We start from the raw sequence: 11,900 nt of genomic DNA, 5'->3' as shown, positions 1-11,900 counted from the left end.
GTGGCGAACCGAGCTCCCGCGTCCCGCCGTATCTCGGCGCTGCGGGCGTCCATCCTTCACGCCTTCGGCTGTGCCAGCCTGCGCGCTCCGCTTGCTCCGGTTACTCAGCGTTTTCCGACGGACTGTGGTTAAGCTGGATTGGCGATCTCAGATTCCCAGCTGACTCGATAGTGGAAGGATCAGAGAGGTGTCAGCTATTCAGTTTGCTTCGCACCCAACTGGGAAAGGCGGCCTTCAATGGACGAGAATCGAAATCAGCCAAGTTGGTCTCAGTGACTATTCAACAACCCATCAAAAATGAAGCGCGAATTGTTATTAAAATCAATGTCGCTCGGGCTTAGGGTGATAAACATAAGAAATAATCTATTTAAGCTGCGCGTGAGAAAAAAATCTCAATAATCGGACTTGCTTGCCGATACATCTCCTGATCAATGGCACGCCTCAAGGTTAACCAGATCTCCCCTATCGAAGAGAAAGCTCTATGACTTGGTTCCTGAATTTACGCCTTGCGGCAAAACTGTCCATATCATTCCTGATATGCGCATTGATAACGATTGCGATTGGGCTCGTCGGGATGAACGGCAACTCACGGCTGGGCGACGCGATCTCATCGGTATTTAGCAATAATATAACTTCAATTAACAAGGTGAATGAAGCTCTACAGCAAGTAATTTATCACAATAGAGATCTATACTTGTTGCTGGCACAAAAAGCTGGTAATGCAACTGAGGGGGAACTCGCAGCCACTCAAAAATCATTATCTGACCGCCAGCGTGCTGTAGAGAAAGCATTCGCTATTTATCGTAGTACCCCGCTGCGCGATGACGAAAAGGCCTTAGGTGATAATTTTGAACGGGATTGGCCTGCTTATATAAAAGCGGGAGAGAAGTTCGCCAATACGTTGACGTCGGGGGATTTGCCAGGGGCGAGATTGCAACTGGTAGGAGACGTCAGCGATAAGTACGGTTTCGCTGAGAAGGAAATGCTAGGGATAATTGCATCTAACAATGATCAAGCAGACGATCTCCGAAGTGAAAGCGATGCTCTCATTCAAAGTTCTAAGCTAACGATGATTGCAGGTATGGTAATCGCGTTCTTCCTGGCAATGGGCCTGGGTCTTCTTATTACGCGACTCATTACACGGCCACTCTCCTATGCAGTATCGGCTGCGGAGCGTATTGCAGGTGGAGATCTTACGCAACGTATTGACGCAGGTAGCCAGGACGAAACCGGGAAATTACTGTCCTCCCTAGATGGGATGCAGGCGAGCCTTCGAAGCACAATTCAAAATATATCCAGTGCATCAGATCAGCTAGCCTCGGCAGCAGAAGAGCTAAGCGTCGTAACGGACGAGAGCACACGGGGTCTTACTCAGCAGAACAGCGAAATCGAACAGGCTGCTACCGCTGTGAATGAAATGACAGCTGCGGTCGATGAAGTCGCTCGCAATGCCGTTTCTACAGCAGAAATATCGCAAAGAACCAATCAAGACGCCATGGCTGGCAAAAGTAAGGTTGGAGAAGCTGTTGTAGCGATTGAAGGAATGGTTGGGGAAATCAACTCATCGAGCTCGCAGGTTCAAGAGCTTGCTCATCAGACGAAAGAAATCAGCAAGGTGCTTGAAGTCATCAGGTCGATTGCTGACCAAACCAATCTCCTAGCTCTGAATGCGGCCATTGAAGCTGCTCGAGCGGGCGAGCAAGGTCGCGGATTTGCAGTAGTAGCTGACGAGGTGAGAGCTCTAGCTCATCGTACCCAATCATCGACTATTGAAATCGAGGGGATGATTAACGCTGCTCAGACAAGCGCTACCTCTGTAGTAGAAACCATGACTAAGAGTCAGAGCCAGGCAAATAACACACGTCAGCTTGCGCAGGCCGCAGGCGTAGCACTGGAATCGATCACTGAGGGTGTAGCTGCAATCACAGAGCGCAATCTGGTAATCGCAAGCGCGTCAGAAGAACAGGCACAGGTTGCTCGTGAGGTAGATCGTAACCTCGTCAACATTCAAAGCTTGTCAGCTCAAACTGCTACAGGAGCACATCAGACAAATGCCTCGAGCCACGAGCTCTCAAGGCTTGCAGTATCCTTCAACCAGTTGGTAGCCAAATTTAAGCTTTAGATCCCACAGAGAAGTGCGCTTTTGCTGGCGCACTTTTATTGGACTGCCCCCCGCATCGTAGACATCTCCAGCCTATGCAGCAACACGCATACCTGTGAGATGCTTCATCTCTAGCCAGGATGTAACCAGTTTCAAATTTCCGAATAAACTTCTGCCCTGCTTGAGACGTCCACTGACGTAGTCACTGAAGGATTGCACATGATTGCTCGTTGGCGTTGGGTAACGAATCAACTCACCAAACGGCTGTGGTTCAGAGCCTCCCTATTCTCCCTTCTAGGGGTGGCCACGGCTCTGCTCGCTGTTGTATTCAAAGACTTCATTCCGGAGTCATTGCCAGCGCGCATCGGCGCAGATGCCGTAGACAAAATTCTGGGGATCATTGCCTCCAGCATGCTGGCCGTCACAACCTTCTCGTTGAGCACAATGGTCACCGCTTATGGGGCCGCGAGCAGCGGAGTGACACCGCGCGCCACCACCTTGGTAATGGAAGACACCACGACCCAAAATGCCCTTGCCACGTTTATAGGCTCATTCCTGTTTAGCCTGGTGGGGATCATCGCGTTGAGCACGGGTGCTTATGGCACGCAAGGTCGGGTGTTGCTGTTCGCAGTAACGATAATTGTGGTCATCCTGATCGTTTACACCCTCCTGCGCTGGATCGATCACCTGTCAAAGCTCGGAAGGGTGGGGGAAACCATCGACCGCGTCGAGAAGGCTGCGATAGAGGCAATCACTCAACGAGTTCAGTGGCCTTACTTGGGCGGTTCAGCTTACCCGACAGATCTGTCGCTACCTATCGGCGCAATCACCGTTAAAAGTGAGCTGACAGGCTACGTGCAACATATCGATGTGAGCGCACTTGGAGCTGTCGCACAGCACAAGCAAATACAGATTTATCTGGAGGTGCTCCCTGGGACATTTGTGCACGAGGGAATGCCACTCCTGCATATTGTGAGCCTGGGCAACACGACGGACGGTGATATCGATACTGCACGTGAGATGGTTCTGGAGGCTCTGACCATAGGCGTCCGTCGAACCTTTGAAAATGATCCACGCTTCGGACTTTGTGTTCTCTCGGAAATCGCTTCTCGCGCTTTATCGCCTGCGGTGAACGACCCAGGAACAGCCATCGATGTCATTGGCCGGGGAGTGAGGACTCTAACTTGCTGGAGCAAACCTCACGTCTCTGGCTCGCAAACAGACCAAAGGTGTAAGCAGGTCTTTCTCCGAGGATTGACGGTTGATGATCTGTTCGATGATTTTTTTGCTCCTATCAGCAGGGACGGTGCAGCTTTGCTGGAAGTTAACGTGCGCCTGTTGAAAGCCCTCATCAGTCTCGCTGAAATAAACTCAGCGATCTTTAAAGATGCGTGCGACACGCACGTGGATCTTCTGATGACTCGTGCAGAGACCACGTTAGCGCTGCAGCATGAGAAGGATCAACTGAACGCTCTGGCTAGAACGATGACACGATAAGGTCTATCGAGCTGGATTCTTTGGCGCGGCAGCAGGTTCTGCACTCTCGAGAAAGCCTCGCGCCAATTGCTGGTACAACTCAGGGCCCATTCTCGAACTGACAGCCTTGGCGATCAGGGCTACCGCCATGAGACTGATAACCATGCTGTGGCTATCAATCATCTCCATCACAATGATTGCGGAGGTGATTGGCGACTGAGTAACGGCGGCCAGAAACCCAACCATGCAGAGTGCAATAGTGGGCTGAGCGGCCAGGTGGAATAGCTCTGCGGTATTTGCGCCGACTGCGGCCCCTACAGCGAGCGAGGGCGCGAAAATACCTCCTGGAATACCAGAGAAGTAGGTCACTACGGTCGCAAGGAAGCGGGTAACAGGGGCGTGCCATGGCAGGACTACATCGGATGCGATGACCTGAGAGGTAATGCCGTACCCACTACCGAACGACATTCCACCACTCAGCCAACCCAATATAGCGACGACTAATCCACAGATGCCGGCGAACCACACTGGATGCAGTCGCCGCCATTGCCAGATAATGAAGTGTGGATGCCGCTGCGGCCATAACAACATTCGGCTGAACAAACCTCCCAATAGCCCACACCCAATCCCTATGACTAATGCCGGGACGACTATGTCGAGGTTGATGTCCTGAATGCCGAAGTGGCCGAAATAGTTGTAGTTTCCCTGCAAAGCAATGGCAACCATCCCAGATAGGATGATGGTACTAAGAAGAACGCCGCTGGTACGGGTTTCCAGCTTGCGTCCCAGCTCTTCTACCGCGAATGCTATCCCTGCCAGGGGCGTATTAAATGCTGCCGCAATACCCGCTGCACCTCCTGCCAGAATAAGATCCTCGCTGCGTACGATTCGCGCATTGGGTAGGAAGCGGTGGAAAAAGTGCATGATGGATGCAGCAACCTGAACTGAGGGGCCCTCACGCCCCGCCGAAAAGCCACCCGTCAGCGCCAGAGTGCCAAGGCATATCTTGGCAAAAGCAATACGCAGTGAAACCAATTTATTAACGGGCTTACCTTGACGGGCAAGGCGTGTTGCTGCGATCACCTGCGGAATCCCGCTGCCTTGCGCCCCCACGAAAAAGCGCGTTGTCAGCCAGACTACGAGCATGCCGATCAGTGGGGTGTAAATAAAAGGTAGCCACGCTCGCTCAGCGGTCTGTTGAGCAAACTGCGCCAGTGCCATGTCTGCCAGCCTTGCGAAAGCCACCACCAGTAGGCCGGCAATGGTTGCCGCAATCCATAACGTGACCCTGGTGCGCCAGCGCATTGAGGCGAAGCCTCGGCGTAACAGCATTATCGGTTTGATCAACCCGGAACTCCCGTTCAAGTAGCCGTATTCAGGGCAAGACTATACAAATAAAACGTTGGCTCCAAACGGCCTTGGAGCGCAGCGAGTGAGATAAGGAGGGGGAGGGCCGGCAGGTAAAGCGGAGTAGAGGAAGCGCCGTGGAAGGGCAGGACTAAATGCAAAGCGCCGTCGGTCAGGTAACGGGTCGCAATGAAAATTAGCTTTAAGGTATTATCAATGCCGCCTCCGCCTTGAGCTACAGGAACATCAGCATGACTGTACTCCAAACGATCTACTGGCAGCCTACGCCACCTTAGCGCTACGCCCCCTCGCAACACCTCGCACCCGCCTGTTTCGCTCGCGGTGCTTGCTGCTGTATGCCCGGTTCTTACACCCAAAGCACACAGTCAAATAATCCTCACAATTTGAATTCGTATCGATGCGCTCGCCATTTGTGTGGTGTGCGTGCGGTGCATTGCCTTGGATATTTCTATGCTGCAAAAAATTAATCAAACGTGGTTTTCTAACGTTCGCGGAGACGTGCTCGCAGGAGTCGTCGTCGCACTCGCGCTGATCCCGGAGGCCATCGCCTTTTCCATCATCGCCGGGGTAGATCCCAAAGTCGGTCTGTACGCCTCTTTCTGTATTTGTGCCGTCATCGCCTTTATCGGCGGGCGTCCCGGAATGATCTCGGCGGCGACAGGCGCCATGGCACTGCTGATGGTTACGCTGGTAAAAGAGCATGGACTTCAGTACCTCCTGGCCGCGACCCTACTATGTGGCGTACTTCAAATCCTTGCCGGCTACCTGAAGCTTGGCTCGTTGATGCGGTTTGTTTCACGGTCGGTAGTCACAGGTTTCGTAAACGCATTGGCGATCCTGATTTTCATGGCGCAGTTGCCGGAACTTACGAATGTCACCTGGCACGTCTATGCCATGACCGCAACGGGTCTCGGGATCATCTACCTTTCCCCATACGTACCGAAGATCGGCAAGCTGATTCCGTCACCGTTGGTGTGCATCCTGACCCTGACTGCCATCGCCATTTACCTTGGCTTGGATATCCGCACTGTAGGCGACATGGGCCAACTGCCGAATACGTTGCCGATTTTCCTTTGGCCCGAAGTGCCGCTGAACTTTGAAACCCTGCGCATCATTTTCCCGTACTCGGCTGCCTTGGCCGTAGTAGGTCTACTCGAGTCAATGATGACCGCGACTATCGTCGACGATCTGACCGATACCACCAGCAATAAAAACCGCGAGTGCAAAGGCCAGGGTGTGGCCAACATCGCTGCCGGCATGCTTGGCGGCATGGCAGGTTGCGCCATGATCGGCCAATCGATCATCAACGTGAAATCCGGTGGTCGTACCCGTCTATCAACATTGTGTGCCGGCATTTTCCTGCTGCTGATGGTGGTATTTCTTGGCGAGTGGCTCTCCAAAATCCCTATGGCGGCACTCGTAGCAGTGATGATTATGGTGTCCATCGGCACGTTTAGCTGGGATTCCTTGCGCAATCTGAAAGAGCATCCGCTGTCGACCAACCTTGTTATGGTGGCGACTGTCGTGGTCGTCGTGGCCACTCACAACCTAGCCTATGGCGTACTTGTAGGTGTGCTGCTGGCTTCGCTGTTTTTTGCCAATAAGGTCGGGCACTACCTAGATATCGAGAGCACACTGGAAGAGACGGAATCGCATCGAACTTACCGCGTCGTGGGCCAGGTGTTCTTTAGCTCTGCTGACAAGTTCACTGAAGTTTTTGACTTCAAGGAAGCTCTCAACAAAGTCACCATCGATCTGACACAGGCGCATTTCTGGGATATCACCGCCGTCGCAGCGCTGGATAAGGTCGTGATCAAGTTCCGCCGTGAAGGCGCGGAGGTTGAAGTGCTCGGTCTCAATGAAGCCAGCGCAACAATCGTTGACCGATTCGCTGTTCATGACAAACCCGGTGCCATCGACAAGCTCATAAGCCACTAAGGAGAACGACAATGACCCACGTAACGGCATGCATTGATAACTCATAATCCTCATTGGCGGTCTTCGATTACGCAGCATGGGCCTGGCTACGCCTCAGCGCTCCCCTGACCTTGCTGCATGTATTGGATGAGGAGAAATGCCCTGCATCTGCAGACCTGAGCGGCAATATCGGCCTTGGCAGTCAAGAGCATTTGCTGGAGGAGCTGGCTACATTATCTCAAAGATGTGCTGACACGTTGCCGACACAGATAGCCAGTAAGATCGTGCAATTGCTACCGAATCAAAGGATGCCGGCCTGTTGAATAATGAATCGCCCCGAAGCATAAGCTAGGAGCGATTCACTACTACAGCTCTAGCCGGGCAGGCTCAGGTACAGCAAGGGGAGGGGCGGCCCTCGCCATCCAGCGGAGAAAGACCTGTTTGAACACACCCGCAATGTAAATAAACCCTACCGCTTCGGGATTCTTTTCTTTCACATCAACACTCAAGGGGGGGGGCTAGCATTGGGGACAGTTGACTTTTCCAGGGCTACCTCACGGTTCCTAGGTCACAAAATAGAGCCTAGCGGACAGCTTTTACCTTATACCCAAATCAGGTCGATGTGATTCGGCGGCCCGCTTAATTCAGCGTGACCGAAAATCGACTCTCGACGGTAATAGATAGATGGTTGGCGGAGTTGCCAATTTCAGTGTGGATAAGAGGTACACTGGTGGTTGCCAATTGCCACTACAGTTTGCATGACCGAAGGAAATACGATGCCCAACCGTATTGACCATAGCGAGAAACACAGACGCATGATGCTCAAGTCGCTGCTTTGGACAACTCTGTGCTTTGGTATCTTCTTCTCACTGTTCAACGCCAACCGTGGTTACTGGCTGCTGGCCGGGCTGGAACTAGCTTACGCGTTCATCTCGCTGTACATGCTGATGATCATTGACCGCACCAAAAAACTACAAGTCCTGACCATCATTTATCTGCTGCCATTTTTCACTGTTATGATGTTCACGCTCGCCTCGCCAGAGACATCGGTAGGAATATTTGCCTGGATCCAGACCATACCGATAATTCTTTACCTGCTGCTTGGCTTACGTCTGGGGCTGATTGGTTCTCTGCTGTTCGTCAGTCTTGGCCTGTACATGATCACCAGGCACCATGCAGAAAAGAGTCCAGTGGACGATATTGGCTTCGTTCTCGACATTGGTCTAGCGACATTGGCAATCACCATTTTCTCGCACACTTATGAGCGTACCCGAGTTCTTACCGAGCAGCGTCTGATAGAGCTAGTTACTACCGACCACTTAACCGGCTTGGCTAATCGCGCGAAGCTGGCCGAGGTATTTCAGCGTGAGTCAGAGTTTGCTCTACGTAATGGTACTCCCCTAGCGCTGGTGTACCTGGATATAGATCACTTCAAGCAAATTAACGACCGTTTTGGCCATGACGCAGGTGACCAAGCGCTCTGCCATTTTGCCAGCATACTAACGAAACGTCTGCGTGCCACCGATCTACTTTGTCGTCTGGGCGGAGAGGAGTTCGCCGCTCTGTTGCCGGGGGCCAGGGCGGAACAGGCCATGCTAATCGCAGAAACCTTGCGCGAGCACCTTGCCGCGACGCCCTTAGAGCTCAGTGGCCAGCAACTGAACATGACCCTAAGTGCGGGTGTCGCAGTCTTCGGTGGTAATTGCGAGCACCTTGACGATCTGTTGAAGGTGGCAGATGGTCGTGCCTATGCAGCCAAGCGTGCGGGACGCAACCGAGTGGTCGGTATCGACCCCCCGTCACAGACAGAAATACGCGCTAACGACAGTGCTTATTAGGGCTGTTCACGTTTCGCATGGTAAGTCGTAGAATTGAACAAGCAGGTTGCGAGGGTACTTTCGCAATTTCTGTTCAACGTGTCGAATCGCGACGTCACTGATAGTCACTTCTTGAGTCGCGTGAATGAGTGGTGTAAATGTTACCGTTCATCCTGTAACCGCCACACCACAGATGACAGGCGGGCGCTCACACGTCCCAGGCAAAGAGCGCTATCGTCGACTACATCACGCCAATTTTCTTGCTATATAGACCAGAGTTGGTGGTATCCCTACACAAAATCTCCATTCGTCTTATCAGTACGGTTAAGTCATTTTCAAGACCCTGCGTATGCGTCCGTCCATCACGCCTAGCGTGATTAAACCGGTTGTCACTTATGCGGCAGCAACTGATCGATCAAACTCGCCCGCTACGTCGGCAGACGCGCGAGCACGTCCTTCAAATAAGCATATACATCATGCCCATTTAGTCGCGCAGACTGGATCACAATCATGATCGCCGCCGCCCGTTTTCCGCTGCGCAGCGATCTGGCGAAGAGTCAGTTCTTGCGTACAAGAGCCCATGGCCTGATTTGATTCTCACACCAATTGTTTTCTATGGGGACGACCCAATCATCCCGGTAGCGCGACAGCGCTGCCCAGCGTTTCAGGCTGTAATCCAGCACTAAAATGATGGCCGAACCCTAGGGCACCAGATCGCGCTGGGCGATCATGCAGGCATGCAGCCTATCCATCACCTGTACAGGTTTTCCTACCGTATTTGGCGCCTTAAATCCGGTTCCAGGTCGCGGACTTCGCTCTCGATTTCGTACAGCGACTGGATGTACCGCAAGGATTGCTCGGAAATCCACTCGCCTAACTGAGTTAACGACCGAAGCAATTCCCCCTGAAGAGCTCCATTGAAATGGTGATGGCTCAGCGACATCACTGCTCTCAAGGCGTTCCAAAGCTGTACAAAAATAAATGGCTGTACAACTTTTGATAAAGTTATCAATCTCAGTGCCGACAGGATGACTGAAACGTTTAATTACATAAAACGTGATTAGCCGAATGAGCCAGACAGAGCCAGGCATTCGAGAAAATGGAGCGTTCTCAACAAAAAACTAACTACAAACTGTCCCATTCCGGGCTGTGAGAACTCTATGAATATCCTTGCTCCTGCCATAAACCTAGCTAACCGTTTACGCTTCCCCGCGAAATTTGGTGTGCTTGCAATCATCGTCCTAATCCCTTTGGTTCTGCTCGGCACGCGTGTGATCCATCAGATCAACGGAAGCCTTGAGGTCATTCGCTCGGAACAAGTAGGCCAGCGCTATCTATTGGACGTAACGCCTGTACTGCGCCTATCGATGTTGCAACGCGCACTCACGAACCGCTTGCTCAGCGGGGATAGAAATGCTCAAGCCGATCTGTCGGCCAACCAGTTGAAGTTGGAGGACGCGTTTTCGAAACTGGCCGCCACCGACAGGCAATTCAACACGCAGCTGGAAACCGGTGATCGCGTGCAGCGTCTGCACACGGCGGCACAGCGTTTGATTGAGCAGGCAAAGGCCGATGCCAACCAAAACGAGATGTTCGACAACTGGAACGATCAACTCACCGAGACATTGAACTTCGTGTACTACGTATCGGCCACGTCGGGCATGGTGTTGGATGAAGATTACGCATCGCTGTTCATGATCGACCAGAGCACCCTGAGGCTGCCACGGCAAATCAACATCGTCGGGCAATTGCGCGGTCTTGCCAGCGGACTGCATGACGGACAAACGTTGAGTTCGGGGGCGCGCAGCGTTATCAAGTCGATGCTCAAAAATGAGTTACTCGTCCACAAAGAACTTCAACAAAGCCTGGCCCTGTTGCGTCGCAGAGAACCTGCCCTCGCCGACAGTATTCAGGCACCGATCACCAGTGCTTTTGTGAGCCTTGACAGTTTCCGTGCCGACCTTGAAGTATTAATTGACGCACCAAGCGACACCATCACCGGCGTTCAGAATCTGCCAGGCAAAGGCAATGCGGTGGTCGCTGAGTTGTACAAGGCGCAAGACACACTGCAAGACGCACTGCTGAATGCGCTTGAACGACGAGTTCAGGAAAAAACCTCGGAACGGCTATTCATCCTGGGCATGTTTGCCATTCTTGGCCTGTTGCTGGTGTATGTGTTCAGCGGTATCTATAGCGCCATGCGCCGCACCATCAACGACGTTTTGGTAGCTACCCAACTCATTGCACAGGGTGACCTGAGCGTGCGCATTCAAGTACGGGGCAAAGATGAAATGGCCGACGTTGGTAATGGCCTTAACCATATGGTGCAAGCCTTTAGCTCCTCGCTTGCTCAGGTCGAGCGCAGTTCACAATCGGTCTCCGATGCGGCGGAGCGTATAGGTGTGTCGATTGACCGGGCTAAGCGCGCGATGAGCGCACAGCAAAGCGAAACCGAACAAGTCGCAACGGCTATCAACGAGATGACAGCCAGCGTTGCGGACGTGGCGCAAAACACCGAGGGTGCCGCACACGCCGCTGAGCACGCCAGCCAGTCCTCCAACACCGGCCTGGCGAAGATGCAGGAAACCCGCGTGACTATTGAAGCCTTGGCCGATGAGGTGGAGCGCAGTGCGCAAAAGGTTTCGGCGCTTGCGCAACACAGCCAGCAGATCGGTGGCGTTATCGAGGTGATCCGTAACATTGCTGATCAAACAAACCTGCTGGCGTTGAACGCGGCCATTGAGGCGGCCCGCGCCGGTGAGCAGGGTCGAGGATTCGCGGTGGTCGCCGACGAGGTCAGAACTCTGGCCTCGCGCACACAAAACTCCACCGAAGAGATCCGCCGGATTATTCAAGAGCTTCAACTGGCGACAGGTGACGCCGTCGAACAAATGAAAGCGGGCAAGCTGCGCGCGCAGGAGTGCATCGAGTCCGCTGATCAGGCCTCGACCAGCCTGGATGCAATCAATGACGGCGTTGAGCAAATCGTAGGGATGAACACCCAAATAGCCAGCGCGGCAGTTCAGCAGCACGCCGTCTCGGAGGATATCAATTGCAATGTGACTGAGATTCGTAACGGTAGCCTTGCATTGATGGAGGGCATAGAAGACAACGCTGTTACTGCGGAGGAACTGTCGCTGCTGGCAGGGGAACTGCGTACTGTCGTTTCGCGTTTCAAGCTGTAACGCGACAGTGGGGGAGCCCAATTTGTTGCCTCCCCC

The 11,900-nt window shown here is 53.0% G+C and carries 6 protein-coding genes and 4 pseudogenes; 7 read left to right on the top strand and 3 right to left on the bottom strand.

Annotated elements, in window-relative coordinates:
• Positions 1 to 481 precede the first annotated feature (481 nt).
• Positions 482 to 2,122, top strand: coding sequence for a methyl-accepting chemotaxis protein (locus GIW48_RS13740; RefSeq protein WP_236460512.1), 1,641 nt, complete (start codon positions 482 to 484; stop codon positions 2,120 to 2,122).
• Between the two features lie 198 nt (positions 2,123 to 2,320).
• Positions 2,321 to 3,598, top strand: a complete 1,278-nt coding sequence (locus tag GIW48_RS13735) for a DUF2254 domain-containing protein (RefSeq protein ID WP_122822223.1) — start codon at positions 2,321 to 2,323, stop codon at positions 3,596 to 3,598.
• Between the two features lie 3 nt (positions 3,599 to 3,601).
• On the opposite strand, the gene GIW48_RS13730 is transcribed toward GIW48_RS13735, so the two are convergent.
• Entirely contained in the window at positions 3,602 to 4,924 is a 1,323-nt protein-coding gene (locus GIW48_RS13730; protein ID WP_122822222.1) for a chloride channel protein, read from the bottom strand.
• Between the two features lie 471 nt (positions 4,925 to 5,395).
• Between GIW48_RS13730 and GIW48_RS13725 the strand changes: the two genes are divergently transcribed.
• Together GIW48_RS13725 and GIW48_RS13720 are read left to right on the top strand one after the other, a co-directional pair.
• Positions 5,396 to 6,883, top strand: coding sequence for a SulP family inorganic anion transporter (locus GIW48_RS13725; protein WP_122822221.1), 1,488 nt, complete (start codon positions 5,396 to 5,398; stop codon positions 6,881 to 6,883).
• Positions 6,884 to 6,936: 53 nt separating this feature from the next.
• A pseudogene (locus tag GIW48_RS13720) lies at positions 6,937 to 7,113 on the top strand (universal stress protein); the annotation flags it as partial.
• Between the two features lie 122 nt (positions 7,114 to 7,235).
• Here the strand turns inward: GIW48_RS13720 and GIW48_RS29900 are convergent.
• Positions 7,236 to 7,371 (bottom strand): annotated as a pseudogene (locus GIW48_RS29900) (GNAT family N-acetyltransferase); the annotation flags it as partial.
• Positions 7,372 to 7,638: 267 nt separating this feature from the next.
• On the opposite strand from GIW48_RS29900, the gene GIW48_RS13710 reads away from it, so the two are divergent.
• Complete coding sequence (locus tag GIW48_RS13710) at positions 7,639 to 8,700, top strand: GGDEF domain-containing protein (RefSeq protein WP_122822220.1); 1,062 nt, start codon at positions 7,639 to 7,641, stop codon at positions 8,698 to 8,700.
• Positions 8,701 to 9,107: 407 nt separating this feature from the next.
• Here GIW48_RS13710 and GIW48_RS13705 read toward each other — a convergent pair.
• Positions 9,108 to 9,422: pseudogene (locus GIW48_RS13705) on the bottom strand (IS66 family transposase); the annotation flags it as partial.
• 417 nt (positions 9,423 to 9,839) lie between these two features.
• Here GIW48_RS13705 and GIW48_RS29895 point away from each other — a divergent pair.
• Both GIW48_RS29895 and GIW48_RS29890 read left to right on the top strand, forming a co-directional pair.
• Positions 9,840 to 11,000, top strand: a pseudogene (locus GIW48_RS29895) (HAMP domain-containing protein); the annotation flags it as partial.
• Positions 11,001 to 11,864: a methyl-accepting chemotaxis protein gene (locus tag GIW48_RS29890; RefSeq protein WP_419789529.1), complete on the top strand. Its 864-nt coding sequence runs from the start codon at positions 11,001 to 11,003 to the stop codon at positions 11,862 to 11,864. It abuts the pseudogene before it with no gap.
• Positions 11,865 to 11,900: the final 36 nt, after the last annotated feature.

Source organism: Pseudomonas sp. PA-6-3C (assembly GCF_021605825.1).
Classification (GTDB): domain Bacteria; phylum Pseudomonadota; class Gammaproteobacteria; order Pseudomonadales; family Pseudomonadaceae; genus Aquipseudomonas; species Aquipseudomonas edaphica.
This window is presented reverse-complemented; position numbering and strand designations above follow the sequence as displayed.